General features: G+C 66.5%; 25 protein-coding genes. 14 read left to right on the forward strand and 11 right to left on the reverse strand.

Annotated features, from left to right (window positions below):
* From FQV39_RS16980 to FQV39_RS16995, 4 genes are all read left to right on the forward strand, one after another.
* Window positions 1-1437 (forward strand): multicopper oxidase family protein, encoded by a 1437-nt coding sequence (locus FQV39_RS16980; protein ID WP_149131359.1) that lies wholly within the window; start codon window positions 1-3, stop codon window positions 1435-1437.
* A 37-nt stretch (window positions 1438-1474) separates the two neighbouring features.
* Window positions 1475-1963, forward strand: coding sequence for a cupredoxin domain-containing protein (locus tag FQV39_RS16985; RefSeq protein ID WP_149131360.1), 489 nt, complete (start codon window positions 1475-1477; stop codon window positions 1961-1963).
* Between the two features lie 29 nt (window positions 1964-1992).
* The gene (locus FQV39_RS16990) at window positions 1993-2271 is read left to right on the forward strand and encodes a copper-binding protein (RefSeq protein ID WP_149131361.1); all 279 of its coding nucleotides are present in this window, start codon (window positions 1993-1995) and stop codon (window positions 2269-2271) included.
* A gap of 110 nt (window positions 2272-2381) precedes the next feature.
* A complete protein-coding gene (locus FQV39_RS16995) occupies window positions 2382-2561 on the forward strand; it encodes a hypothetical protein (RefSeq protein WP_149131362.1) in 180 nt (59 codons plus the stop codon).
* Between the two features lie 295 nt (window positions 2562-2856).
* Here the strand turns inward: FQV39_RS16995 and FQV39_RS17000 are convergent, their stop codons facing one another.
* The 10 genes from FQV39_RS17000 to FQV39_RS17045 form a co-directional block, all read right to left on the reverse strand.
* Window positions 2857-3348 carry a DUF411 domain-containing protein gene (locus FQV39_RS17000; protein WP_149131363.1) on the reverse strand — a complete coding sequence of 164 codons (492 nt, stop codon included), beginning with the start codon at window positions 3346-3348 and terminating at the stop codon, window positions 2857-2859.
* A gap of 47 nt (window positions 3349-3395) precedes the next feature.
* Window positions 3396-5771, reverse strand: coding sequence for a heavy metal translocating P-type ATPase (locus tag FQV39_RS17005; protein WP_149131364.1), 2376 nt, complete (start codon window positions 5769-5771; stop codon window positions 3396-3398).
* A gap of 497 nt (window positions 5772-6268) precedes the next feature.
* Window positions 6269-7657 carry an amidase gene (locus FQV39_RS17010; RefSeq protein ID WP_149131365.1) on the reverse strand — a complete coding sequence of 463 codons (1389 nt, stop codon included), beginning with the start codon at window positions 7655-7657 and terminating at the stop codon, window positions 6269-6271.
* An 8-nt stretch (window positions 7658-7665) separates the two neighbouring features.
* Window positions 7666-8418 carry an SDR family NAD(P)-dependent oxidoreductase gene (locus FQV39_RS17015; RefSeq protein ID WP_149131366.1) on the reverse strand — a complete coding sequence of 251 codons (753 nt, stop codon included), beginning with the start codon at window positions 8416-8418 and terminating at the stop codon, window positions 7666-7668.
* 19 nt (window positions 8419-8437) lie between these two features.
* Window positions 8438-9199 carry an SDR family NAD(P)-dependent oxidoreductase gene (locus FQV39_RS17020; RefSeq protein ID WP_149131367.1) on the reverse strand — a complete coding sequence of 254 codons (762 nt, stop codon included), beginning with the start codon at window positions 9197-9199 and terminating at the stop codon, window positions 8438-8440.
* Entirely contained in the window at window positions 9196-10029 is an 834-nt protein-coding gene (locus tag FQV39_RS17025; protein ID WP_149131368.1) for a polysaccharide deacetylase family protein, read from the reverse strand. Before FQV39_RS17025 ends, FQV39_RS17020 begins: the two co-directional genes overlap by 4 nt.
* 166 nt (window positions 10030-10195) lie before the next feature.
* Window positions 10196-10993, reverse strand: coding sequence for an ABC transporter permease (locus FQV39_RS17030; protein ID WP_149131369.1), 798 nt, complete (start codon window positions 10991-10993; stop codon window positions 10196-10198).
* Entirely contained in the window at window positions 10990-11841 is an 852-nt protein-coding gene (locus tag FQV39_RS17035) for an ABC transporter permease (RefSeq protein WP_149131370.1), read from the reverse strand. The genes FQV39_RS17030 and FQV39_RS17035 overlap by 4 nt, the downstream gene beginning before the upstream one ends.
* Window positions 11838-12917: an ABC transporter ATP-binding protein gene (locus FQV39_RS17040; RefSeq protein ID WP_149131371.1), complete on the reverse strand. Its 1080-nt coding sequence runs from the start codon at window positions 12915-12917 to the stop codon at window positions 11838-11840. The genes FQV39_RS17035 and FQV39_RS17040 overlap by 4 nt, the downstream gene beginning before the upstream one ends.
* A 28-nt stretch (window positions 12918-12945) precedes the next feature.
* Complete coding sequence (locus FQV39_RS17045) at window positions 12946-13971, reverse strand: ABC transporter substrate-binding protein (RefSeq protein WP_149131372.1); 1026 nt, start codon at window positions 13969-13971, stop codon at window positions 12946-12948.
* A 226-nt stretch (window positions 13972-14197) separates the two neighbouring features.
* On the opposite strand from FQV39_RS17045, the gene FQV39_RS17050 reads away from it, so the two are divergent.
* Window positions 14198-14737: a MarR family winged helix-turn-helix transcriptional regulator gene (locus tag FQV39_RS17050; protein ID WP_149131373.1), complete on the forward strand. Its 540-nt coding sequence runs from the start codon at window positions 14198-14200 to the stop codon at window positions 14735-14737.
* 112 nt (window positions 14738-14849) lie between these two features.
* Here the strand turns inward: FQV39_RS17050 and FQV39_RS17055 are convergent, their stop codons facing one another.
* Window positions 14850-15866 carry an amino acid ABC transporter substrate-binding protein gene (locus FQV39_RS17055; RefSeq protein ID WP_149131374.1) on the reverse strand — a complete coding sequence of 339 codons (1017 nt, stop codon included), beginning with the start codon at window positions 15864-15866 and terminating at the stop codon, window positions 14850-14852.
* A 361-nt stretch (window positions 15867-16227) separates the two neighbouring features.
* Here FQV39_RS17055 and FQV39_RS17060 point away from each other — a divergent pair, with 361 nt between their 5' ends.
* The 9 genes from FQV39_RS17060 to FQV39_RS17100 all read left to right on the forward strand — a co-directional run bounded on the left by FQV39_RS17060 (window position 16228) and on the right by FQV39_RS17100 (window position 25745).
* On the forward strand, window positions 16228-17094 hold the full coding sequence (locus FQV39_RS17060) for an ABC transporter substrate-binding protein (protein WP_149131375.1): 867 nt from the start codon (window positions 16228-16230) through the stop codon (window positions 17092-17094).
* A 200-nt stretch (window positions 17095-17294) separates the two neighbouring features.
* Window positions 17295-18128, forward strand: a complete 834-nt coding sequence (locus tag FQV39_RS17065; protein ID WP_149131376.1) for an amino acid ABC transporter permease — start codon at window positions 17295-17297, stop codon at window positions 18126-18128.
* A 10-nt stretch (window positions 18129-18138) separates the two neighbouring features.
* A complete protein-coding gene (locus FQV39_RS17070; protein ID WP_149131377.1) occupies window positions 18139-18972 on the forward strand; it encodes an amino acid ABC transporter ATP-binding protein in 834 nt (277 codons plus the stop codon).
* A gap of 19 nt (window positions 18973-18991) precedes the next feature.
* Complete coding sequence (locus FQV39_RS17075) at window positions 18992-19831, forward strand: ABC transporter substrate-binding protein (RefSeq protein WP_149131378.1); 840 nt, start codon at window positions 18992-18994, stop codon at window positions 19829-19831.
* A 71-nt stretch (window positions 19832-19902) separates the two neighbouring features.
* Window positions 19903-20778, forward strand: coding sequence for a polysaccharide deacetylase family protein (locus FQV39_RS17080; RefSeq protein ID WP_149131379.1), 876 nt, complete (start codon window positions 19903-19905; stop codon window positions 20776-20778).
* Window positions 20779-20939: 161 nt separating this feature from the next.
* A complete protein-coding gene (locus FQV39_RS17085; protein ID WP_187639959.1) occupies window positions 20940-22370 on the forward strand; it encodes an amidohydrolase family protein in 1431 nt (476 codons plus the stop codon).
* Between the two features lie 74 nt (window positions 22371-22444).
* On the forward strand, window positions 22445-23350 hold the full coding sequence (locus FQV39_RS17090; protein ID WP_149131381.1) for a LysR family transcriptional regulator: 906 nt from the start codon (window positions 22445-22447) through the stop codon (window positions 23348-23350).
* Between the two features lie 167 nt (window positions 23351-23517).
* A complete protein-coding gene (locus FQV39_RS17095; RefSeq protein WP_248313046.1) occupies window positions 23518-24852 on the forward strand; it encodes a Zn-dependent hydrolase in 1335 nt (444 codons plus the stop codon).
* Window positions 24853-25085: 233 nt separating this feature from the next.
* Window positions 25086-25745, forward strand: a complete 660-nt coding sequence (locus FQV39_RS17100; RefSeq protein ID WP_149131382.1) for an aspartate/glutamate racemase family protein — start codon at window positions 25086-25088, stop codon at window positions 25743-25745.
* Window positions 25746-25747 lie beyond the last annotated feature (2 nt).

Raw genomic sequence — 25747 nt, forward strand, 5'->3', positions numbered from 1 at the left:
ATGACATCCCTATCTCGCAGAGGCTTCATCGGTTCGTCCGGGCTCGTGCTGGCCGGGGCGGCGGCCGTCTCGGGGCGCGCCGCCTTCGCGGCTGTCCCCGAGGCGCCAACCATGAAGGAGGCGACGACGCAGGCGCCGCTCGTGCCGACCACGGGGCCGGACTACCAGCCGGTCGCGACCCTGAACGGCTGGTCCCTGCCCTGGCGGATGAACGGCGACTGGAAGGAGTTCCATCTCGTCGCCGAGCCGGTGGTGCGGGAGCTCGCGCCCGGCATGAAGGCCAATCTCTGGGGCTATAACGGCCAGTCTCCCGGCCCGACGATCGAAGCGGTCGAGGGCGACAAGGTCCGCATCTACGTCACCAACAAGCTGCCGGAGAACACCGCCGTCCACTGGCATGGCCAGCGCCTGCCCAACGGCATGGACGGCGTCGGCGGGCTGACGCAGCCGCATATCCCGCCCGGCAAGACCTTCGTCTACGAATTCCAGCTCCGGCGCTCCGGCACCTTCATGTACCACCCGCATTCGGACGAGATGGTCCAGATGGCGATGGGCATGATGGGTTTCTTCGTCGTCCATCCGAAGGACCCGGCCTTCCGCCGCGTCGACCGCGATTTCGTCTTCCTGCTCAACGCCTTCGACATCGAGGCCGGCTCCTATGTGCCGAAGGTCAACACCATGACCGATTTCAACCTGTGGTGCTGGAACAGCCGGGTGTTTCCGGGCATCGACCCCTTCGTCGTCGGCAAGAACGACAAGGTGCGGATCCGCTTCGGCAACCTGACCATGACCAACCACCCGATCCACATGCATGGCTACGAGTTCAAGGTGTCGTGCACCGATGGCGGCTGGGTCGATCCCGCAGCGGCCTGGGACGAGGTCTCGATCGACGTCGCCGTCGGTCAGATGCGCGCCTTCGATTTCGTCGCCGACGAGCCGGGCGACTGGGCGATCCATTGCCACAAATCGCACCACACCATGAATGCCATGGGGCATTCGGTGAAGACCTATATCGGCGTGAACAAGAAGGACCTCGCCAAGCGCATCGCCAAGATCGCACCCGGCTACATGCCGATGGGCTCGAACGGCATGGGCGAAATGGGCGCGATGGAAATGCCGCTACCGGACAATACCCTACCGATGATGACGGGCTTCGCCCAATTCGGCGCGGTCGAGATGGGCGGCATGTTCTCGGTGGTGAAGGTCCGCGAGGGGCTGGCGAAGAACGACTACAAGGACCCCGGCTGGTTCAAGCACCCCGAAGGCACCGTCGCCTACGAACTCAAGGGGCAGAAGCTCGGCGAGGCACCGCGGGCGACGCCGCCCGACAGCGGCGTCCAGTCGGCTGAATGGCGGGCCAAGGACCCGCGCAAGCCCAGCCTCGGACCGGACGGCAAGCCGCGCCCGGCTGCGAAGAGTTCCCATTCCAACCACTGAAATTGCGACAACCTAGAACCCACCTCTGGAGAGCTACATGAAGACAGCCACGTTCAAACTGGCCGCGATCGCGCTTCTGATGTCGGCCGGCGCCGCCCTGGCGGGTCCCGGCGGTGCCGGCCACGGCCACGGCCATGGCGACGAGACCGCCTATGGCAAGGCGGGCGACCCGAAGAAGCCCGCCCGCATCGTCCAGGTCGTGATGAGCGAGCGGGACGGCAAGATGGCCTTCATTCCGGACCGGATCGAGGTCCGGCGCGGCGAGCAGGTCCGCTTCCAGCTGCGCAACAACGGCGAGCTCGATCACGAACTGGTCCTGGCGACGTTGGAGGAGAACCTCAAGCACGCCGTCGAGATGCAGAAGAACCCCGACATGGAGCATGACGACCCGAACGCCAAGCGGCTCGCGCCGAAGAAGACCGGCGAGATCGTCTGGGCCTTCACCAAGGCGGGCGAGTTCGACTTCTCCTGCCTGATCCCCGGCCACCGCGAAGCCGGGATGACCGGCAAGATCATCGTCAAGTAAGCATCAAACTCAGCGAAAGGAGTGTTCCCATGCTGAAGACTGCCGCCACCCTGGCTTTCCTGACCGTCGCGCTGCCGGCCGCCGCGCAGTCGGTCAACGGCACCGTCACCAAGGTCGACGAGGCCCAGGGCAAGCTCACCATCAACCATGGCCCGATCAAGAACCTCGACATGGACGCCATGACCATGGTGTTCAAAGCCGGCGATGCCGCCATGCTGAAGGACCTCAAGGCGGGGACCAAGATCAAGTTCGACGCCGACCGCGTCAACGGCCAGCTCACCGTCACCAAGCTCGAGAAGGCTAAGTGACGCTTCCCGGCAAGGGCGGATCTCTCGGATCCGCCCTTCTTCGCCGGGGCTGCATTCCGGCGATCTTTATCCTGGCTGGTCCTTTCGCTGCCTCGGCCTCGGATGGAGACTTGCAACGCGTCCTGCTCGAACAGGGCTGCGTCGAGCCGCAGATCACCACCCTGCTGAAGCAAGAGGCGCTCGTGATCTATCGGGCCAACTGCCTCGGCACCTCGCATAAGGTGATCGATATCACCTGTACCGACCGGCACTGCATCGGCAGCCGCCTCTCCGGCAAGCCGGAGGGCTAGAGCATGCTGCTCTTAGGTTGAACCGCCACGCTGGCGATGCGCGCTCTTCCCCTCCCCCCTTGTGGGGAGGGGAGAGGGGTGGGGGTGGTGCCGCTTGGTGATCGGCCGGAAAATTCAGCGCCATAGCAGCACCGCCGAGCACACCTCCCGATCGATTGCTCTGCTTTCCGACCCCCACCCCTGCCCCTCCCCACAAGGGGGAGGGGTTCGCGTCGCGCTAGCCTGCGCCTCACGATTCCAGCTCAAAGCATAATGCTCCAGCTTCCCGGACGACACGCGGGTCCACGTACAAGCCTCACACCTGCTGCAACCCGCGATAGCGCGCGAACACCTGCTGCGCGCCAGCCGAAAACGCAATGACCTCATAATCCTGCGGCACCTGCCCGGGAACTTCCATGCCGGGTGAGCCGACCGGCATGCCCGCGACGGCAAGGCCTGTCACGCGCGGCCGCTCGATGAGCAGGCGCTTGATCGCCGCAGCCGGCACATGCCCCTCCACGACGTAGCCACCGATCTCCGCCGTGTGGCAGGAGGCAAGCGCATCGGGCACGCCGAGCCTGGCCTTGAGCGGGGCGACATCCGGGACCTCGACCACCTCCACAGTAAGGCCGGCGGCCCTTACATGCGCAACCCAGTTGCCGCAGCAACCGCAGTTCGGATCCCGGGTCACGATGATCTTGGGGAGCGTCTCGGCCGCGATCGAGGGACGCCACAGCGCGAGCGCAGCGGCTGCCTGCGCGGCGCCGATCACCAGCCCGCGGCGAGACGGGAAGAGTTTGCTTGCCATGATGGATCTCCTGCTCCGAATTCCGCGGCCACTGGCGATGCGAGCGCTCATCGTTCGAGTGAAACAGCGCGCAAGCGCAGCGCATTGCCGATCACACTGACCGACGACAGCGCCATCGCCGCAGCCGCGATGATCGGCGACAACAAGATCCCGAACAGCGGATAGAGCAGGCCTGCAGCCACCGGGACGCCGGCAGCGTTGTAGATAAAAGCGAAAAACAGGTTCTGCCGGATGTTGCCCATTGTCGCCCGGCTCAGTTGAAGCGCACGGACAATGCCTTGCAGATCGCCCTTGAGCAGGGTCACGCCGGCACTTTCGATCGCAACGTCGGTCCCGGGTCCCATGGCGATGCCGATATCGGCCGCCGCGAGGGCGGGCGCATCGTTCACCCCGTCGCCGGCCATGGCGACCACCTTGCCCTCAGCGCGCAGCTTGCTCACGACGGCGCTCTTGTCCTCCGGGAGCACCTCGGCCTCGACATCGTCGATGCCGAGCCGGCGCGCCACCGCCTGTGCCGTGGTCCTGTTGTCGCCGGTCAGCATGACCACGCGGATGCCGGCCTGCTTGAGAGCCTGGATCGCCGCCGGCGTGGTTTGCTTGACCGGGTCGGCGATGGCCAGCAGGCCGCCGACGCGACCATCCAGGGCGACGAAGATCACGGTTCCGCCTTCGGCCCTCAAGGCCTCCGCTTCCGCCGCCAGGGAAGAGACGTCGATGCCGGCATCGGCCATGATCCGGTGGCTGCCGATCACGATCGACCGGCCTTCGACCGTGCCGGTCACACCCTTGCCGACGGGGCTGTCGAAGTCCCGGGCCTCGGTCAAGACGAGGTCCCGCTCCTTCGCGGCATCGACGATCGCGGCGGCGAGCGGATGTTCGCTCGCGCGCTCCAGCGAGGCGGCGAGCCGCAGCAGTTCATTCTCGTCGAATCCGCTCACAGGCCGCAAGGCGATCAGCCGCGGCTTGCCTTCGGTCAGTGTGCCGGTCTTGTCGACGACCAGCGTATCGACCTTCTCGAAGCGCTCGAGCGCCTCGGCGTTCTTGATCAGGACGCCGAGACGCGCACCACGCCCGACCCCCACCATGATCGACATCGGCGTCGCCAGGCCAAGCGCGCAGGGACAGGCGATGATGAGCACCGCCACGGCCGCGACGAGCCCATGGGCGAAGCGCGGCTCCGGCCCGAACGCCATCCAGGCGCCGAAGGCGGCCAGGGCGATGACGATGACGAGCGGAACGAACCAGCCGGACACCGTGTCGGCAAGGCGTTGAATCGGCGCGCGGGAGCGCTGCGCCTGCGCGACCATGTCGACGATGCGGGCCAGCATGGTGTCGCTGCCGACCTTCCCGGCGCGCATGATGAAGCCGCCGGTGCGGTTCAGCGTGCCCCCGATCAGCGCAGCTCCAACCTCTTTGGTGACGGGCATCGATTCACCCGTCACCATCGACTCGTCGATCGAGCTGCGTCCTTCGATGAGCTCGCCGTCTACCGGCACGGTTTCGCCGGGCCTGACGCGCAGACGATCACCGACCGCGACGGCGTCGAGGCCGATATCCTCGTCGGAGCCGTCGTCCCGCACCCGCCTTGCGGTTTTTGGGACCAGGTCGAGCAGGGCGCGGATCGCGCCGCCGGTCTGCTCGCGCGCCCGCAATTCCAGGACCTGTCCGAGCAGCACCAGAACAGTGATCACCGCAGCGGCCTCGAAATAGATCGCGACCGAGCCGTCCACAGCCCGAAACACCTGCGGGAAAAGCCCCGGCGTCACCGTGGCGACCACGCTGTAGACCCAGGCGACTCCTGTTCCCATCGCGATCAAGGTGAACATGTTGAGGCTGCGATTGACGAGCGAGGCCCAGCCGCGCTGGAAAAACGGCCAGCCCGCCCAGAGAACGACAGGCGTCGCCAGCACGAGCTGAATCCAGTTCGCGGCCTGCTGGCCGATCCAGTGATGCAGATCGGCGAGATGGCCGCCCATCTCGAGCAGGAAGACCGGCACGACGAGCGCAAGCCCGATCCAGAATCTGCGGGTCATATCGACCAGCTCGGCGCTGGGACCTTGTTCCGCGCTCGCGATCTCCGGTTCCAGCGCCATGCCGCAGATCGGGCAGTTGCCCGGCGCCGGCCGGCGGATTTCGGGATGCATCGGGCAGGTATAGATCGTCCCCTTCGGCGCCTGCTTCGCCGGAAGCGCCTCGGCCTTCCCCACATAAACCGCCGGGTTCGCCTGGAACTTGTCGTGACAACCTTCGGAGCAGAAGAAGAAGGTCTGCCCGGCATGGGTGGCGCGATGCTCCGCCGTCGCTGGATCGACCGTCATTCCGCAAACCGGGTCCTTCACCTCCTGCTCCGGCACGGCCGGATGGCCACGGCCGTGGGCATGCTCATGGGAATGATGACCGGCATGGTGGTGATGGGTTGTCATGGAATGCTGTCTCGCTGTTCCGGACCCGCGAACCCCGATACCTGCGCAGCCGGCACCTTCTTGCCGGCCGCCTGTCTCTCAGCTGGCCCGTTCGGCGCCGGGTGTATAGCCCGAGGCGACCACTGCCGCCTTGATCGCCGTCAAGTCGGTACTGCCGCGCACCTCGACCAGCTTCAAAGCAGGGTCCGCGGTGACCACTGTACCGGGAATCCGGCCCCTCGATGGCTTGCTTGACCGTGCCGGCGCAATGGCCGCAGGTCATTCCTCGACGAGGAAGCTGATCGCTCCGCTCGAGGCTGTGGGCGCGACTGAGGCCGCATTCGAATGCTGGTGGCAAGAGCACATCGCTGCAATGTCCTGTGTTTGACGATTGCGGCAGACTGCGCCTTCCCACGATGGTAAGGTCAAGCGCTCTTTGATCATTCCGAAGTCGTAGCGGCGCGCCTGACAACTGCCAGGATGGCTCAGGTTGGCCGGCTCCCGAACTGGCCTGCCGACTAGCGGACAGAAGCGCGCGACGCGCTCTCCAACCGGGCCGCGACATCCAGCAGGTAGGCATCCTCATGCCAGCGGCCGACAAGCTGGAGACCGATCGGCAGCTTGTCGCGGCTGAAGCCGCACGGGAGCGACAGGGCCGGATGGCCCGTGAGGTTGAACGGGAAGGTGTAAGGATACCAAGCGCCGCGGATCGTGCCCACCGGCTTGCCTGCGATCTCGATCGGGCCGAGCGGATCGAGCCCGACCGGCAGGGCCGGCGCCGACAAGGTCGGAGAGGCGATCAGGTCGAAGCGCCCGAGGATGTCCTGCACCTTGGCGAAGCAATCTGTCCGGGCGAACTGAGCCTGGCAGAGTTCGGCGGCGCTGTAGCCGCGGCCGGACTCGATCGTGGCCAGCAGGGTCGGATCGAGCTTCTCCGGCGTCTTCTCGGCATGGCTGCCGAGGCGGGCCAGCAGCAGCGAGCGCAGGAAGACGAGGAAATGCGGCTCCAGCGAAACCAGATCGAGCTCGATCGGCTCGACGGCCCAGCCGAGCGCTTCCGCCTGCTTCATCGCGGCGACGACCGCGGCCTCCACGTCCGGATCGAGGATATTGCCGCAGCGCAGGAGGAAGCCGATGCGCGACTTTTCGCCTTCGGCGAGCCGGCGCTCCGGGAAAGCCGGCACCTGCCCATAGGGGTCGCGCCGGTCCGGGCCGTGCAGCACCTCGAACATCAGCCGGGTATCGGCGACATCCCGCGCCATCGGCCCGACGAAGGAGTTCGCGCCGAAGAGATCGGGCGCCTGCAGGTTGGGAATGGCGCCCAGCGTCGCCTTCAGGCCGACGACCCCGCAGCAGGCGGCGGGGATGCGGATCGAGCCACCGCCATCGCTGCCGAGCGCGAGCTGGCCCATGCCGGCCGCGACAGCAACCGCAGCGCCGCCCGACGAGCCGCCGCAGGTATGGGCGTGGCTGTGAGGGTTGAGCGTGCGGCCGAAGAAGGGGCCCTCGGTGAAGGGCTTGTGGCCGAATTCCGGCGTCGTGGTCTTGCCGATCAGGATGGCGCCGGCGGCGCGCGCGCGGGCGACAGCGACCGCATCGGCCTTCGGGACATTGCCGGCAAAGAGCGCCGAGCCCTGCGTGGTCGCGACGCCTTCGGTGTTGGTCAGGTCCTTGACCGAGAACGGGATGCCGTGGAGCGCGCCGAGCAGCTCGCCGCGCATCAGCTTTCCTTCGGCCTCCTTCGCCTCGGCGCGAGCCCGCTCGGCCGAGACGGCCATGAAGGCGTTGAGCTTGGCCTTCTCCGTGATGCGGGCGAGCGCGGCCTCGACCGCCTCGACGGGCGAAACGGTTCTCGCGCGGATCGCGGCAGCGAGATCGACGGCGGAGAGGTCGGCGATATCGGTCATGGCGGTCCTCAGATCATCCAGCGGCCGCCATCGATCAGCAGCGTCTGGCCGGTGACGTAGCGGGCGTCTTCGCTGGCGAGGAAGGCGACGCAGCCGGCGACGTCCTCCGGCTCGGCGATGAAGCCGGCCGGCGTCGTCGCCTTGATGCGCTCAATCACGGCCGGCGTCAGCCGGTCATGGGCGCGGGTGCGGACGGCGCCGGGCGCTACCGCATTGACGGTGACGCGATGCGGCGCGAGCTCACGCGCGAGCGAGCGTGTGAAGCCGATGATGCCCATCTTGGCGGCGGCGTAATCGGTGAGACCGGCATCGCCGACGAGGGCGGCATCGCTCGACATGTTGACGATGCGCCCGCCGCGCTCGCGCATCGCCGGCACGACGAGGCGGCTCATCCGCATCGCGGTGAAGAGCGAAACCTCCAGCACGAAGCGCCAGACTTCTTCCTGCGACTCGTGGAACTCAGCGGCGCGCTCGCGCCCGCTCTGGCCGACATTGTTGAAGAGGATGTCGACCGGGCCGAAGGCCGCGACGGTGCGGGCATGGAAATCGGCGAGCACCGCCGCATCGGTGCAGTCACCGACCATGGTCAGGAGGCGGTCGCCCGGCTGGCCAGCGAAGCTTTCCGCGAAGCCGTCGGCCTCGCGGTCGATCACGGCGACCTGCGCACCTTCGTCGAGGAAGCGGCGCGCCGTCGCTGCGCCGATGCCATGCGCCGCGCCGGTGATGGCGACAACCTTGCCGGTGAAGCGTCCGCTCGTCATGGCCGACTCCTGCTTGTCGCTAGTGGAAGGTCCGGCCGCCATCGACGGCGATGGCCGTGCCGGTGACATAGGAGGATTCCGCGCTGGTCAGCCACAGGATCGCCGCGGCGATCTCCTCCGGCGAGGCGACGCGCTGGAGCGCGTAGCGGGCGCGCACGGCCTCATAGGCCGCGACCGGATCAGGCGCGGTGTCGATGCTCGTGCGGAACAGCTCCGTCTCGACCGCGCCGGGGCAGATCGTGTTGACGCGGATGCCGAATTCCGCAGCCTCCATGGCGAGCGCCTTCGCCGCCATCTGCAAGCCGGCCTTGGAGGCGCAATAGGCGGTGCGATGCTTCAGCGGCGAGAGGCCGGCTCCGGACGAGACATTGACGATGGTACCGCCGCCCGCTGCCTTGAGATGGGGATAGGCGGCCTGCGCCACCAGCATCGGACCCGTCAGATTGACCGCGATGATGCGGTTCCAATCGGCGAGCGCCATGGCCTCGATATCGGCGATGAGGTCGATCCCCGCCGAGCTGACGACACCGTCGATCCCACCGAGCGTGGCGGCAGTGTCGGCAACGGTGGCGCTAACCGAAGCGAGGTCGGACACATCGACCTCGAAGGTGCAAAGCTTGTCCCCCTGGAAACGCCCGGCCAGCGCCGCCAGCGCCTTGGCATCGCGATCGAGCGCCGCAACCCGCGCGCCTTCCTTCACGAAGCGCTCGGCCGTGGCGAGGCCGATGCCCTTGGCCGCGCCGGTGATCAGGATGCGCCGGCCGGCGAGCGCGCCGCTCATCGCCTGGCCTCCGCGCGGGCCTTCTCGAGACCGGGGCGCATGTCGTCGACCATCTCGTCGCAGCGGCCGATCCAGACATCCGGGTGCTTCAGCGCGTGTTCGATCAGCCCTTCCAGCGCCTTGATGCGCGAGGGCTGGCCAATCATCTCGGGATGCATGCCGACCATCATCATCCGGTCCTCGGCATAGAGCACGTCGAACTCGCCCTTCCAGGCTTCGAGCAGGGCCGACGGCGCCTGCATGGTGCGGCCGGGCAGCACGATGGAGTACTGGAAGAAGGGCGCGTCATCGAGCACCCAGCGGAAGGGCAATTCGACGATCTTGGTCTCCTTGCCCTCGACGGTGTGGAGATAGGGCGAGTCGTCGTCGAAGAAGTTCGAGGAATAGTCGAAGCCGTATTCGACCAGCATCGGCATGGTGATCGGGCTGATCTCGGCCGCCGGCGAGCGCCAGCCGCGCGGCGCCCGGCCGCTGACGCGCTTGATCGACTGATAGGCCTTTTCCATCTCCTCGCGCTCTTCCTCGGGCGAGAGGTTCAGGATCCAGGTGTGGCTGTAGCTATGATGGGCGAGCTCGTGGCCGCGCTTCAGGATCTCCTCCATCAGCCACTCGCGCTGGTCGATGACGAGGCCCGGCACGAAGAAGGTCGCCTTGATGCCGTAGCGGTCGAGCAGATCGAGCACGCGGCCGGTGCCGACCTTCCAGCCATAGGCGCCCTGCGACATCAGGATCGGCCGGTTGGCATAGGCCGGGTCGCGACCGGTCCACATCGTCTCCGCGTCGAGATCGAAGGTGAGGAAGAGCGGGAAACCCTTGGAGGTCAGCGGCATGGGATCACGTCCGGTTGAAAGAAAACGTGGGCGGTCGGAGCTGCCGCGTCATTGCGAGCGCAGCGAAGCAATCCAGGAGGACTGGGTGAGGCGTCCCACCCGGTCCCCCTGGATTGCTTCTTCGGCTGCGCCTCCTCGCAATGACGGTGTGGTCGATCCATCGCCATCACACGAAGCGGTGGAAGCCGAAGCGGCGCTCGGCGATGAGGAGCACGATGCCGGTGGCGAGGATGAGCAGCGTCGAGACGGCGGCGACGCTGGGGTCGATGCCCATCTCCACCGAGGAGAAGATCAGCACCGGCAGCGTCGTCTGGCTGGCGCTGATCAGGAAGATCGTGACGGGGACGTTGTCGAGCGAGGTGATGAAGGAGAACAGCGCGCCCGCCACCAGCCCCGGCGCGATCAGCGGCAGCGTGACGAGGCGGAAGGCCTCGAAGCCGCTGGCGCCGAGCACGCGTGCCGCTTCCTCGACGGCAAGGTCGAGGCCCGACAGGTTCGCCAGCGCCGAGCGCACGACATAGGGCACGGTGATGACGACATGCGCCAACAGCAAGCCGATGAGCGAGCCGCGTAAGCCACTCATGCTATAGAACTGCAAAAGCGCGACGCCTACGACTACGGCCGGCATCACCAGTGGCGCCATCAGGAAGGAGGTGATCGCCTCCGAGCCCGGCAGCACCTTGCGGAACAGGGCATAGGCCGCGGCCACGCCGAGCCCGAGCGAGATCACCGTCGAGCCGCAGGCCAGGATCAGGCTCATGCGGATTGCGGAGAGATAGGTCGGGTCGCTCAAGACCTTGCCGAACCAGGCGAGCGTCAGCCCCTGCGGCGGAATGGTGAGGTAGGAGGTCGTCGAGAACGCCGCCAGCACGACGACGATCACCGGCAATTGCAGGAAGGCGACGACCGCGAAGGCCGTGGCCGTCAGCCCCCAGCCGGGGCGGTCTTCAGCTGCCGCGCTCATGCCATGCCCGCCCAGCGCTTGGTCAGCCGGCTCGACAGCCAGATGATCGCCACCGCCATGAAGGTCAGCGCGAAGGAGAGCGCCGAGCCGCTCGGCCAGTCGAGAAGCTGCATGTACTCGTCGTAGATCAGCGTCGCCATGACCTGATAGGTCGGGCCGCCCAGCATGCGCGGCGTCACCAGCGCGCTGATCGTCAGCACGAAGACGAGGATCGAGCCGGCGAGGATGCCGGGCGCCGAAAGCGGCAGCGTCACCGCCATGAAGACATGGGCACGGCTGGAACCGAGCGTCGCGGCGGCGGATTCGACGTCGCGTGGGACGTTGCGGATCGCGGCGACCAGCATCAGCACCATGAAGGGCAGGTAGATATGCGTGAGGCCGATGAAGAGGCCGATGAAGTTGAACAGCAGCTTCACCGGCGCTGCCGTCAGCCCGAGCTGCATCAGCAGGTTGTTGATGAGGCCGCGATTGGCGAGCAGCGCGATCCAGCCGAAGGAGCGCACCACGAGGTTGAGCAGCATCGGGAAGATGACGAGCAGGATCAGCGGCACGCGCCAGCGCTCCGGCCCGCGCGCGATGAGATAGGCAAGCGGATAGCCGAGCAGCAGGCAGATCAGAGTGACGGAGAAGCCCAAGCCCAGCGTGCGCCAGACGACCTCGCGATAATAGTCGTCGGTGACGATCTGGGTGTAGTTCGCCAGCGTCCAGGCGCCTTTGACGAGGCCGGTGCCGGGCTCGTAGACACTGACGCTCGTCGGCAACAGCATCAGCACCGGCACAAGGAAGAACCCCGCCAGCACCAGCAGCAGCGGCGAGATCAGCAGGAGCCCTTGCCGCCGCGACATCATGGCGTGGCATTCTCGGGCGACATCGCAAAGACGGAGGCCGGATCGATGGCAAGCGCGACCGGCGCGCCTATTGCGAGGGCCGCTTCCGCTCCATGCGAAGCCGCCTCGGCGACGATCTCGACGCCTTCCGCCAAGCGGACGACATATTGCACTCGCGCCCCGCTGAAGGAGCGCAGCACGACCTCGCCGGCGATCTCGCCGGGCAGCGGCGCACCGCTGCGGATCGCGACGGCCTCCTGCCGGATGACGACATCGACCTTGGCGCCGGCAGGCTGGTCGATACGTGCGGCCGGGATTTCGACACCGCCGACGGCGAGGCGCCCGCCCGCGCCCTCCCGCATCGCGACAGAGCCAGCGAGCCGGTTCGGCCTGCCGATGAAGCTCGCGACGAAGCCGGTGGCCGGGCGGTGATAGATGTCTTCGGGCGTTGCGAATTGCTGCATCACGCCCCTGGCCATCACGCCGACGCGGTCCGACATCGACAGCGCCTCGCCCTGGTCATGGGTGACGAAGAGCGTGGTGATGCCGAGACTGCGCTGCAGGCGCTTCAATTCGATCTGCATCTCATCGCGCAGTTGCGCATCGAGATTGGAGAGCGGCTCGTCGAAGAGCAGCACACGCGGATGCGGTGCCAGCGCCCGCGCAATCGCGACGCGCTGTTGCTGTCCGCCGGAAAGCTGGCGCGGATAGCGCTCGCCAAAGGCAGCGAGCCGAACCATGCCAAGCGCCTCCTTGACGCGCTTGTCGAGCTCGGTGCCGGCGACCTTGCGGCGGCGCAGGCCGAAGGCAACGTTCTCGAACACGGTCATATGCGGAAACAGCGCATAGGACTGGAAGACGAGGCCGAGCCCGCGCTTGTTCGGCGGCAAGGCCGTGACGTCGTCGCGGCCGATCAGGATGCGCCCGCGGCTCGGCTCGACCAGCCCCGCGACCATGCGCAGGATCGTGGTCTTGCCGCAGCCGGACGGGCCGAGCAGCGAGACGAATTCGCCCTCGGCGATCCTCAGGGATACGTCCCTGACGACCTCGACCTCGCCATAGGACTTGCCCAACCCTTCGAAGGTCAGCGAGCCCATTGCCCGTCCTCTCCCGCTGCCATGCGGTTTAGCGTGCGACTTCGCGCTGCCAGCGGCGCGTCCAGGTCGCGCTGTTCTTCGCGATCACTTCTGGGTCGACGAACCAGGCCTTCTCCAGGCTCTCGCCGTTCGGCACGATCTTCTTGAGCTTGTCCGAGAGCTGCACCTTGGTGTTCACCGCGCCGATATAGGCTCGCTCCGAGAAACAGCCCTGGCCCTCGGCCGAAAGCACCTGATCGAGGAACTTGTAGGCGAACTCGGTCCTGGCCGAGCCCTTCGGCAGGATCACCGCTGGCAGGATGCCGACAGCGCCTTCCTTCGGATAGGCGACGGCGAGCGAGAGCCCCTTGTCGATGGCGACGCCGGCACGGTCCGGGTACCAGGGCGCGATCGCAATCTCCTCGCGCTCGAACAGCGAGAGGAGCTGGTCGGCCTGGGTGTAGAGCACGGCCGAACCCTTCGCCAGCGGCTTGATCGCCGCAATGCCGGGATCGATATTGTCGAGGGTGCCGCCGTTGAGCTTGTTCAGGGCGAGCAGGAACTGCAGGCCGGCGGTGCCGCTGATATCGCCGATCGCGTATTTGCCGGCATAGGCCGGGTCGGCGAGGTCGAGCCAGGAGGTCGGCGGCGTCTTCACCAGCTTCGGGTTGTAGACGAGCGTGGTCGCGCTCACCATGGCGACGACGTAAGCATCGTCCTTGCCCCAGGCGGTCGGGATCACGTCGGCGGCGTTCTTCAGCTTCTTGCGATCGATCGCCTCGTTGAGCTTCTCGTTGGCGGTCTGCGCTGCCAGCGAGTTGTCGATATAGACGATATCCATGTCGGGCTTGCCGGCGGTGGCGCGCAGAGCCGCAGCGAACTGGGATGAATTGCCGAGCTTCAGCGAGACTGTCGCGCCGGTCGCCTTCTCGAAGGCGGCGACATGGCAGGCCTTGACGTTATCCGCGAAGGAGCCGCCGAAGGCGCCTACGACGAGTTCCTCGGCCTGGGCATTCGAGGCGAGTGCGACGCCGAGGACGGCGATGGCGGTCGCGTGACGAAACATCTGACGCATGGTTGCTTGTTCCCGTCTGTGGCCTGTGGCGCTGCGCACCGCTGTTGGCGCGGCTTTCCCTCGGTCGACGGAATTCCCCTCCCATCGGCCGGAGAGGAGCATGGCATGGCTCGATTTATCTTTCAAGAAAGATAAATGAAAGATATCTTGGATCGGCAGTCGCGGCGACGCATGCTTGCATCGCGCGCCCCGGCGTGGTCGGAAAGGACCGTTCTGGAGGATTTGAATGCGCAACGAGGCCGCGCGAAACCTGACTTTCGAGACGCCCGATGCGCTCTGGCAGAATGACCGCGTCGGCGCGGGCATGCAGCGCTGGCGGCGCGAATTCCCGGAGATCGACTGCTCCGGAAAGGGGATCGTCGGCCGGCTCCTGCACCTCAACGAGGTGTTTCAGACCGCGATCAACCGCAGCCTCGCGCGTCATAGGCTGAAATATCCGGCCTTCGCCGTGCTCGCGACGCTGCGCGTGCAGGGCGCACCCTATCGCATGTCGCCCAAGGCGCTGCTCGATACGCTGATCCTGACCTCGGGCGGGCTTTCGAACCTGCTTCGGCGTCTGGAGAAGACGGGCCATATCCGCCGCATGGCCGATGAGAGCGACGGCCGCGGCGTCATCGTCGAACTCACGGAACAGGGCCGGCTTCTGGTCGAGCCGGCCATGCGGGACCATGCCGAGACGGAACGACGCCTCGTCGCCATGCTACCGCCAAACGAGCAGGCGCTGGTGGCCGGCGCGCTCGGCAAGATGATGCTGGCAAATCGCTGAGCAGGGCAGCAGCAGCCAGCCCCGCTCCGCAGATGTTGTACCAGTCACCGGCCCGCCGACATCCTGAGGTGATCTTCTCTCCGACGGAGACCTCCGCAGGACGAAAACCGGCTTAGCGGATCGGCGGTGCGTATTGCAGGCCGCCATTCATCCACAGCGCGTTCTGCCCGCGCGCGATCTTCAGCTTCGACTGCTGACCGAGATTGCGCTCGAAAATCTCGCCGTAATTTCCAGCCGTTTTGATGATGCGATAGGCCCAGTCGTTCTCGAGCCCGAGCGACTGACCGAACGAGCCCTCCTTGCCGAGCAGGCGCCGGACATCGGGATTGTCGGACTTCTCGCGCATCTCGTCGATATTGGCCTGGGTGACACCCAGCTCCTCGGCCGTCACGAGAGCGTATTGAGCCCAGCTGACGATATCGAACCACTGGTCGTCGCCATGGCGCACGGCATAGCCCAGCGGCTCCTTGGAAATCGTCTCCGGCAGCACGACGTGCTCCGACGGGTCCTTGAAGCGCAGGCGCTCGGAATAGAGGCCGGACTGGTCGGTGGTGAAGGCGTCGCAACGCCCTGCCTCGTAAGCCTCCGTCGCCTCATTGTTGGTGGCGAAGGTCACCGGCTCGAACTTCATATTGTTCTTCCGGAAATAATCCGCGGTGTTCAGCTCCGTGGTGGTGCCCTGCTGGATGCAGATCGAGGCGCCGCTGAGTTCCTTCGCGGATTTGATGCCGGTCGACTTCTTCACCATGAAGCCCTGGCCGTCATAGTAGAACACGGCACGGAAGTTCAGGCCGACCTGAACGTCGCGCGACATGGTCCATGTCGTCGTCGCGGCGACGACATCGCTTTCGCCCGCCTGCAGCGCCGTGAAGCGGTCCTTCGAGGACAGGGAGACGAACTTAACTTTCGCCGGATCGCTGAAGATCGCAGCCGCCAGCGAATGGCAGAACTCGATATTGACACCGCGCCAGGTTCCGCTCGCATCGGCGAGGCCGAAGCCGGCGAGCCCGGTGCCGATGCCGCAGTTCAGCACGCCGCGCGCCTTCACCGTCTTCAGCGTCTGCGCCTGCGCTCCCGATGCCAGTGCAACAGCGACTGCGGCGAGTGCCAGCTTCAAGGCAAACTTCATGGTATCCCCCTTGGTCGACGCGCGACGGATCCAAAGACACCATGGCGGCTTCTCAGGCAATTCGGCCGGCTATCAATTTTTCGACTCTGCCATAACTTCGATGAATTGAAGATGGCGCCGCGCGGGCCCTCGCCTCTTTCGATCCCGCGACGGCAGACCGATCCAGCGACCTGTGATCGCTTTCGCTGCCGCGTATAAGCGCCCCGAATAGCGGCCGGAAATAAATCATAGCGCGCTACCGTCCCGTTCCGGAGCACGCCCGCTAAGATCGCTGCGGCGCCGATCGAAAGGGCGCCCGGCTGCCGAGCGCGACTGCCTTCCGGGCCCGCGACCTCGCCAGCCGACAAAACGGGGAACCACAATGACCGCCAAGATTTCAACCGGAGGATATCTTCCGGCAGCCGGCTTCATACTGGCACTCGGCCTTGCGGCCACAGCACCGGCCTCTGCCCAGCAAGGCAGCATCCCACTGCCCGCCGCGCTCAAATCGGCCGGGCATATCGTGGTCGGCATCGAGACCACCTATCCGCCGATGGCCTACAAGGATCCGAAGACCAACGAGCGCGCCGGCTTCAACGTCGAGCTCGTCAACGCGATCGCGAAGGAACTCGGCGTCTCCGTCAAATGGGAGGAAATGAGCTTCGAGCAGCTCATGACCTCGCTGACGACTGGTCGCATCGACATGATCGGCACCGCGATCAGCGACCTGCCCTCCCGCCGCGACAAGCTCACCTTCGTCGACTACCTCGCCACCGGCGCCCAGCCCTTCGCCCTGTCGGCCAAGGCCGGCGAACTGAAGAGCAACGCCGATCTGTGCGGGAAGACGGTCGGCGCGCCGCGCACCACGAGCTACATGCCGGTCACGGCGGCCTGGAGCGAGAAGAACTGCGCCGGCGCCGGTAAGCCGGCGATCACCGTCAACGGCACGGCCGGCGCGACCGCGACGCGGCTCGAACTCAAGCAGGGCCGGCTCGATGCCGCCGTGCTCGGCCCCGAATACGTCGCCTATCTGATGTCGGACGAGCCGAACACCTATGCCTTCGTCGGCGAGCCGCTGAACAAGACGCTGTTCGGCCTCGCCTTCGAGAAGAAGAACACCGAGATGCGCGACGCCGTCGCCAAGGCGACTGCGGCGGTCATGAAGAACGGCGGCTATCAGCAGGCGTTGAAGAAGTTCGGCCTCGAGCGGCAGAGCCTTCCCGAGCCCACGATCGACGCCGGCCAGTGATGGCAGCCCTCGGGGATCGGCCCATGAGGCCGTCACGCTCGAGCGGTTCGAGGTGCCGGCCGCCGCGCATGGCTACATGGAAAGCGGCAATCATGTCGGAAAAAATCCGACTGATCGCGCCTGAAACGGCCGCCTGAGACGGCGACGAGCCTGCGTCTACCCATCGCCTTCCTCCGACGACCTCAAACCATCGAGGCCAGATGATCGCTGAATCCGAAAACCTCATCATTGTTCCCCGCCGGCATTTCGGGCGGATCGTCGGCGCCGCCGTCGTCTGCCTCGCGCTGGCGGCGATCGTGCGCGCCTTCGCGGTCGGCCAGATCGAGTGGAACTACGTCGCCGAATTCCTGACCGTCGATGCCATCATGACCGGCCTCGTCAACACGATCGTCATGGCGATCCTGGCGATGCTGCTCGGCATCACGCTGGGCGTCATCTTCGCGGTGATGCGGCTCTCGGCCAATCCCGTGCTCTCGATGACCGCTGTCAGCTATATCTGGTTCTTCCGGGCCGTCCCCGCGCTTCTGCAATTGCTGCTCTGGTTCAACCTCGCGCTGGTCTTTCCAACCATCGGCATACCCGGCCTGTTCTCGTTCAAGACGGTCGACGTGATGACGCCCTTCGTCGCGGCGCTGCTGGGCCTCGGCATCCAACAGGGCGCCTTCACGGCCGAGGTGGTGCGCGCCGGACTGCTCTCGGTCGACAGCGGCCAGTACGAGGCGGCGCAGACGCTCGGCATGACGCGCCTGAAGCTGCTGCGCCGGATCATCATGCCCCAGGCCATGCGCGTGATCGTGCCGCCGATCGGTAACGAGTTCATCGGCATGGTGAAGCTGACCTCGCTCGCCAGCGTGATCCAGTTCGCCGAGATCCTGCACAGCGCGCAGAACATCTACTACGCCAATTCGCGCGTCATCGAGCTGCTGATCGTGGCCGCGATCTGGTACGTGGTCGTCGTCACCATCCTCAGCCTGATCCAGGGACGGATCGAGGCCTATTACGCCCGCGGCGTCGCCGCACCGGCGCGGCGCTGAGGAGCGGGCGATGAACGATACCCTCCCCCAAACGGCCCTCCCCAAGATCCGGACGACCGATCCCGACCATCTCGCCGCCGGCGCGCCGCTCGTCCTCGCCCAGAAGGTCGAGAAGCATTTCGGGCAACTCAAGGTGCTCAAGGGCATCGACCTCGCCATCTCCAAGGGCGAAGTGCTGTGCATCATCGGCCCCTCCGGCTCGGGCAAGAGCACTTTCCTGCGCTGCATCAACCAGCTCGAACGTATCGATGGCGGCGCGCTCTGGGTCTCCGGCGAGCGCGTCGGCTATCACCGCGTCGGCAACAAGCTCTACGAGCTCGACGATGCCGCGATCGCCCGCCAGCGCCGCTCGATCGGCATGGTGTTCCAGCGCTTCAATCTGTTTCCGCATCTGACCGCCCTCCAGAACATCATCGAGGGACCGGTGCAGGTGCTGGGCGAGCCGGCCGCCGCTGCAACGGCCCGGGCGCTTGCGCTCCTGGAACGCGTCGGGCTCGCCGAGAAGCGCGACGCCTACCCCTCCCAGCTCTCCGGCGGCCAGCAGCAGCGCATCGCCATCGCCCGCTCGCTCGCCATGCGTCCCGAGCTCCTGCTCTTCGACGAGCCGACCTCGGCGCTGGACCCCGAGTTGGTCTCCGAGGTGCTCAAGGTGATGCGCGACCTCGCCGACACCGGCATGACCATGATCTGCGTCACCCACGAACTCGGCTTCGCGCGCGATGTCGGCCACCGCGTCGCCTTCATGGACCAGGGCCAGATCGTGGAGCTCGGCGATCCCCGCACAGTGCTGGTCGAACCCAGAGAGGCGCGCACCCGCGCCTTCATCAACGCCGTCCGCCACTGATCACAACAGGGGAAAGACCATGAAGACATCGATCCTGCTCGGCCTCTCGGCTGCTGCGCTCTGCGCCGCCTCCGGCTTCGCCCAGGCCCAGAGCCTGCCCGCTCGCATCACAGAGAAGAAGACGCTCGTCGTCGCCAATGTGCCGAACTATCCGCCGCTCGAGTTCAAGGACCCGAAGACCTCCAAGCTGACCGGCCTCGACATCGATCTCGGCGAGGCGCTCGGCAAGAAGCTCGGCGTCACCATCAAGTGGGAGGAGATCAGTTTCGAGCAGATGATCTCGGCGCTGACGACGGGGCGCGTCGACATGATCCTGTCGGGCATGAGCGACCTGCCGGGACGGCGCGAGAGCCTGGATTTCCTCGACTATCTCGCCTCGGGCGCGCAGTTCTACACCAATGCCGACCGCAAGGACGAGTTCAAGGACCTCGCCGCGCTTTGCGGCAAGAAGGTCGGCGCCAGCCGCCGCACCTCCTTCCCAAAGGAGATGGAAGCTTGGAGCAAGGAGAATTGCGAGGCCAAGGGCAAGCCGGCGCTGCAGATCATCGGCACGGAAGGCTCGGCCGATGCCCGCACGCAGCTCAGGCAGAAGCGCCTCGACGCCGCCGTGCAGGGCAGCGAGACCCTGCCCTATCTGATGAATCAGGAGCCCGGCAACTACGCCATCCTCGGGACGCCCTTCACCACCGTCTATCAGGGCCTGGCCTTCGCCAAGAAGGATACCGAGCTGCGCGACGCCGTCGCCAAGGCCTTCACCCAGATGCTGGCCGACGGCAGCTATGCCGCCGTGCTGCAGAAGTGGGAACTCGCAGACGCCAAGGTCGATAAGCTGATGATCAACGGCGAAACCAAGAACTGACCCCCCGCACCAACCGCTTCCGTCGCGCCCCGGCCATCAGGCGGGGCGCTCTTTCGCGAAAGACGCTCTCCATGCTTACTGACTTCCCTCACCGCATCGCCAACCCCTCCGACCCGGCCCCGGACTATCCCTGGCCGGCAGGATACCGATGCGCGGTGTTCCCGGCCTTTGACGTCGATGCCGAGACCGCCTGGCTGCAATACGACGCCAAGAACACCGACCGGCTGGTGACGCTCTCCTTCGGTGGCTACGAAGAGCGCGTCGGCGTCCCGAAGATCCTCGACTATCTCCGCTCGGTCGAGATCAAGGCGACCTTCTTCATCCCTGGCTGGGTCGTCGAGGTGCATCCCGGGATGTGCGAGGCCATCGTCAGGGACGGGCACGAGGTCGGCCATCACGGCTATTCCCACAAGCGGCCGGAGCCCGGTGACTTCGCCGCCGACAAGGAGGAGATCGACAAGACGCTCGACATCTTCAAGCGCATCCTCGGGGTGACGCCGGTCGGCTACCGGGCGCCCTCGGGCGAGAACTACGACGAGCTGCTCGGCTATCTCCGCGAGAAGGGCATCGTCTATTCCTCCTCCTTCCGCGACGACATCCGCCCCTATCGCCACAAGCTCCGCGACGGCTCGAAGGGGCCCGTCGAGCTGCCGGTCAACATGTCGTTCGACGACTGGCTCTACGGCCTGTCGCAGCGCTTCAGCCCACGCCCGATGTTCCCGAAGGAGCACGTGCTCTCGATCTGGAACGACGAGCTCGACCAGACGCGCGAATGGGGCGGGCTCGTCTCGATGGTGATGCACCCGCAGGTCTCGGGGCGGCCGATGCGGATCGGCATCATGCGCGACTTCCTGGCGCGCGCGCGCGGCTATGGCGATGTCTGGATCGCCACCGGCAAGGAGATCGCCGAGCATTTCCTCGCGCAGGAAAAGAAGGCGGGGGCCTAAGTCACACGCGGCACCGTCATCCCGGCCGCAGCGAAGCGGAGCGCCGGGATCCATCGTAGAGCTCCGGAGCCTTACGATGGATCCCGGATCTGCGCTGCTCCGCAGCTTGTCCGGGATGACGGCACCCCTTCGAAAAAGCCGAGCGCAAACGAGACCGCATCATGACCACCCGCATCCGCAACGCCGACATCGTCATCGCCTATGACCTGGCCTCCGACGATCATGTCTACCGCCGCAATCTCGATGTCATCTTCGACGAGAGCGGCATCCTGCATCTCGGCGAGGGCTTTTCGGGCGAGGTCACGCGCGAGATCGATGGCAAGGGCTTCATGGTCATGCCGGGCCTGGTCGACATCCACTCCCACCCGTCGAGCGAGCCGGGAAACAAGGGCATGACCGACGAGGTCGGCACGCCAAAACTCTACAACTCCTCGCTCTACGAGTTCCTGTGGCTGTTCCGCGCCGACGCGGAGGGCATCCCGCATCTCAACCACGTCGCCTGGTCCGAGCTGCTGATGTCGGGCGTCACCACGCTGGTCGACCTCTCCTTCCCAAGCGAGGGCTGGCTCGACCGCGCGATGGCGAGCGGGCTGCGCATGGTCATGGCGCCGATGTACCGCAACGGCCGCTGGTTCACCCGCAACGGCTACACGGTCGAATACGAGCTCGACGATGCCGCCGGCCGCAAGGCGATGGAGGAGGCGTTCAGGGTCATCGACGCCGCCCTGGCCCATGAGTCCGGCCGGCTCTCCGGCCTCGCCTGCCCGGCCCAGATCGACACCTGCACAGAGGAACTCTTCCGGGCCTCGATCGCGGCCGCCGCCGACCGGAAGATCCCGATCCAGACCCATGCGGGCCAGTCGATCAGCGAGTTCCACGAGATGGTCCGCCGCAGCGGGCTCTCGCCGATCCAATGGCTGGACAGCGTCGGCTTCCTCGCGCCGAACGCCTCGATCGCCCACGCCATCTTCCTCGACGACCACCCCTGGGTGCGCTGGCCGACCCGCACGGATCTTGCGCGCCTCGCCGAGACCGGCACGTCGGTGGCGCATTGTCCGACCGTCTTCGGCCGGCGCGGCTTCACGCTGCGTGACCTCGGCCGCTATCTGAAGGCCGGCGTCAACATTGGCATCGGCACCGACACTTTCCCGCATAACATGCTGGAGGAACTGCGCCATGCCGGCGTCTATGCGCGCATTACCGGCGAGAGCCATGCGGTTGTGACGACCGGGCAGGTCTTCCGCGCCGCGACGCTGGGCGGGGCGAAGCTGCTCGGCCGCGACGACATCGGCCGGCTGGCCAAGGGCGCCCAGGCCGATCTCGTCATGATCGACCTGACGCATCCGATGATGCGCCCGACCCGCGACCCGCTGAAGAGCCTCGTCAACGCCGCCGCCGATCGCGCCGTTTCCCATGTCTTCGTGCAGGGCAAGCAAGTGGTCGCCGACGGCAAGGTCCTGACCATGGACTATCAGACCGCGTCCGACGGGCTGGAGCAGGCGCAGCGGCGCGCACTCGCAAAAGCGTCCTCGCTCGATTGGGCCGGACGCTCCGTCGACGAGCTCTCGCCGCCGAGCCTGCGCTGGGCCTGACCCGGCACCGCCGAAAGGCTGGCATATGATTTGCTGACCAAATACAGTGGGAACACTCTATTTGGGGCGATCATATGAACCTTCGCCAGATCGAGCTTCTGCGAGCCGTCGTCCGCTGCGAGACGACGGTTCGCGCTGCGCAGGAGCTCGGGCTGTCGCAGCCGGCGGTCAGCAACGCGATCAAGCATCTCGAAAGCCAGGTCGGCTTCCCGCTGTTCGAGCGCGTCAACAACCGCCTGTTCCCGACCGCCGAGGCACGTGCGCTCTACAAGGATTCCGAGCCGATCTTCACCCTGCACGCCGCCTTCGAGGCCAGGGTGCAGGATATCAAGGAGAACCGGGCCGGTCATATCCGCATCATCGCGACGCCGCCATTGGGCTATGGCGTCCTGCCGGCGGCGTTGCGCAACTACCTCGCCAAGCGCCCGAAGGTGCGGGTGTCCTTCGACGTCCGGCGCTTCGAGCATGTCGTGGAGAGCGTCGAGAACGGAACCGCGGAGCTCGGCTTCGTCATGGGGCTGGACGACGACCGCGGACTCGATGCCGAAACGTTCTTCACCGGCAACATGGTCTGCGTCATGCGCCCCGACCATCCCTTGGCCTCGAAACCGATGATCACGCCGGACGATCTGCGCTCGGTGCCGTACATCGCTCTCGAACAGGGAACCCGCATGGGCACCATCGTCCGCCGGGCCTTTGCCCAGGCCGACGTGCCGTTCCGGTTTTCCGTCGAGGTCCGCTACTGCAACACAGCCTGCGTGCTCGCGGAAAATGGTGTCGGCGTCGCCGTGGTCGATCCCCTCTCCCCGGTTTTCAGCGGCCATTACGATCTGGCCATCCGCCCCTTCGCCCCCGCTTCCAAGGTGACGGCCTCGGTCGTGCGCTCGCGCAAGCGCCCGATCTCGCGCGCCGCCGACGCCTTCCTGCGCGAGGTCAGGTTGATCGCCGCCGAAACGGCTGCCAAGCTCGGCTCGGGCTGAGCGCAGGCCGTGCTATTCAGCGCACAAATGTCACCCCGGAATTCCGCATAGGCGGCGCCATTGTGTGGCCGCGCAGGCTGGCCCAAGGTTTCCCAGCTGCCTCCCGGCGGCGAACATCATGAGACAAAGCGCGTGCCTGATCATCGCCGCTTCATGGCTGGCGTGTGATGGGCACCGCGACCCGCATCGACCGGACAGACATGACTGCAGCCGCCAAGACATCCCACGCTGACATGGCGATCGCCCAGGCCGTCGCCGCCCAGCGCGGCTGGGTGGAGAATCTGTTCGACCAGTTGGCGGCCGGCAGCCGCGACTCGCCCGGCATCACCCGCGACACCTATGGCGCGGGCGAGGATTTCGGCCACCACCTGCTGGCCGAGCACGGCAAGGCGCGGGAGCTCGCCGTCGCGCATGACTTCGCCGCAAACACCTATGTCACCCTGACCGGCCGCGATGCCGCGGCTCCCCGCATCCTGATGGGCTCGCATCTCGACAGCGTGCCGCATGGCGGCAATTTCGACGGCGCGGCCGGCGTCATCGCCGGGCTCGTCGTCATCGAGACCTTGCGCGCGCTCGGGATTCAGCCGCGCTGCGACGTCACGGCGATGGGCGTGCGGGCCGAGGAGAGCGTCTGGTTCCAGGTCTCCTATATCGGCAGCCGCTCGGCGCTCGGAACCCTGCCGGACGGGACGCTGGAGGCCAGGCGCATCGATGATGGCCGCGTGCTCGCCGCAAGCATCGACGCCTGCGGCGGCAACTCCGCGGCCATCCGCCAGCGCGAGCGCCATCTCGACCCGGCCACGATCCGCGCCTTCCTCGAAGTCCATATCGAGCAGGCGCCCAGCCTCGTCGAATCCGGATTGCCGGTCGCGATCTGCACCGGCGTGCCCGGCAATTTCCGTTACCCGGACGCCCGCATCGTCGGGCGGCACGACCATGTCGGCACGCCCCGACGCTTCCGCCGCGACGCTGCCATGGCCGGCGCCGAATTCGCCGTGATGGTCGACCGGCTCTGGCAGGAGGAGGAAGCCGCCGGCTTCCCGATGGCGGTCACGCTCGGCCGCTTCCACACCGATCCGGCCGTGCACGGCCTGACCACGGTTCCCGGAAGCTTCGCCTTCAGCCTCGACGTGCGCGCCTATGATCCCGCCGTGCTGGAGCGCGTCGAGGCGAAGATGCTGGCCGCGATCCGGGAGATCGAGACGCACCGGCGCGTGAGCTTCGAACTCGGCATGCGCGCCAGCGCCGCTGTCGGGCCGGTCGATCGCGACATCGTCGCCGGGCTCGAAGCCGCAGCGGCGCAGCAGGGCATCGCGACGATGCCGCTCGGCAGCCCGGCCTCCCATGATTCCGCCGCCTTCGCCGCCGCTGGCGTGCCCATCGCCATGCTGTTCGTGCGCAACGAGCACGGCAGCCACAACCCGCAGGAGGCGATGGAGATCGACGACTTCCTTGCCGCCTGCACCATCCTGGCCGATTGGGTGGCGCGAGAAGTCGCCTGAGCCATGCTGAAACGCGGATCGTTCTACTTTTTGTTGGAAACGCGCGTCATCCCGGCCCAGCCCTCGGGTCCGGCCTTTGGCCGGCCCAAGGATAAACTCCGCGGAGAGCCGGGATCCATGCCTGATTCTCAATCGGAAGCGCTCCGGCATGGATCCCGGGTCAAGCCCGGGATGACGGCGTGGTTTGGTGTAGAACCAGTGCATTCCAAGCTCTTTCCTCCGGAACCTCGCCGATGAGTCGCCGCCCCCGTATCCTCGTCATCAATCCCAACTCGAATGAAGCGGTCACCGAAGGGCTGCGGCAGGCGCTGGTGCCTCTCGCCTTTGCCGAAGGACCGGAGTTGATCTGCGAGACGCTGAATGAGGGTCCGATCGGCATCGAGACGCAGGAGCATGTCGAGAGCGTCACGCTCCCCCTCCGCCGCCGGATCGAGGCCGCCAACGATGTCGATGCCTTCGTCATCGCCTGTTATTCAGACCCTGGCCTCCACGTCGCCCGCGAGGGCACGGCGAGCCCGGTCTTCGGCATCGCCGAATGCGGCGTGCTGACGGCGCTGACGCGGGCGGACCGCTTCGGCGTCATCGCGATCAAGTCGCGCTCGATCCCGCGCCATATCCGCTATCTCCGCCAGATGGGGCAAATGGACCGGCTCGCCGGCGAACGGCCGCTCGAAATGTCGGTGGCGGAGAGCGCCTCGGGCGAAGGCACGCTGCAGCGCATGATCACGGTCGGGCGCGAGCTCAGGGACGAGGACGGCGCCGGCGCCATCATCATGGGCTGCGCCGGCATGGCGCGTCACCGCAGGCCGCTGGAGGATGCCCTCGGCATCCCGGTGATCGACCCGACACAAGCCGCTGTCGCCATGGCGATCGGCACGGTCATGGTGCGCTGAGA

This window comes from Bosea sp. F3-2 (assembly GCF_008253865.1).
GTDB lineage: Bacteria > Pseudomonadota > Alphaproteobacteria > Rhizobiales > Beijerinckiaceae > Allobosea.